The sequence below is a fragment of the Rhizobacter sp. P1_G5 genome (genome assembly GCF_056405435.1).
Window position 1 is genome coordinate 1 of the sequence record NZ_JBFUCB010001046.1, and the last position, 1,080, is coordinate 1,080.

Below are 1,080 nucleotides of genomic sequence, written 5' to 3' on the forward strand. Positions count from 1 at the left end.
CCTTTATTCGCTGGCTTAACTTGCAGTTGCCGGCGGATCTGTACCAGTTGGTGGCTTCCGAGTGGAACTCGGTTGGTATTTTCTATTCCGGGGCATTGGCAATCACCACTCTTGATGCTCGTTCGTTAGATGGCAAGGGTAAGAAGCTTGAAAACAATGTGATGGTCGGCGGTGATCTGTCGGATCGGCTTATAGGGGGCAAGGGTAGTGATGTGCTGGTTGGGGTAAATGGTAATGATATATTGGAAGGGGGCGGGGATAATGATGTTCTATTCGGTGGGCAAGGGCACGACAAGCTTTTCGGTGAAGGTGGTGATGACTCCCTAATTGGTGGGGGCGGCAACGATGAACTCGATGGTGGCTCAGGCGCTGACACTTACATAATTGGAGTCAATGAAGGAACCGACACTATTTTGTCGAGCGATGTTTCTGATGTTTTGAAGCTTGCTGGACGCACTCTGAATGGCAGTGGTACACTCCTGTCTAGTTCAAATGGGATTACTATTTGGATAGACGAATCAGATGTCAATGCACCAATCACCTACCTTCTCGATGCGAATTTTTCCGAGTTGACATTGCTCCGTCCCGGTGGGGCGGTAATAATCAAGGACTTTCAGAATCTTGATTTCGGAATAAGACTGCCTGGTACGCCGCCAGCAGTGAATCCAATAAATCCTCTGCAGACCGTCAATTTTGCTGTCTCAGACGCCACGCAACAATATGCCGCTTGGGCTGGCACYGGCCGCGTGGCGAGTAACTTTACCGATATTGCCGCCGGCTTCTACCGCGTCGAAGGCAGCAAGGGCAGCGACGTGATGACCGGGGGCGCTTCGCTCGGCAGCAGCGCCACCAGCCCCGCGTCCTTCAACGCCACGCAGATCGTCGGCCGCGCCGGCGACGACCGGCTGTTCGCGGTGGTCGAGCAGACCGAGGCGCAGGCCTTGGCCGGCACGCCGCTGCTCACCGCGCAAGAAGCCCCGCTGCTCGACGGTGGCCAGGGCAACGACTTCATCGTCGGCAGCAGCGTCGACGACCTGGTCTTCGGCGGGCAGGGCGACGACCGCATCATCACCGGTGCGG

At 56.1% G+C, this 1,080-nt stretch carries 1 protein-coding gene; it reads left to right on the forward strand.

Features of this window, described 5'->3' with window-relative positions; all coding sequences use genetic code 11:
- On the forward strand, positions 1–1,080 hold a 1,080-nt coding region (locus AC1D12_RS33870), incomplete at both ends, for a calcium-binding protein (protein WP_477845457.1).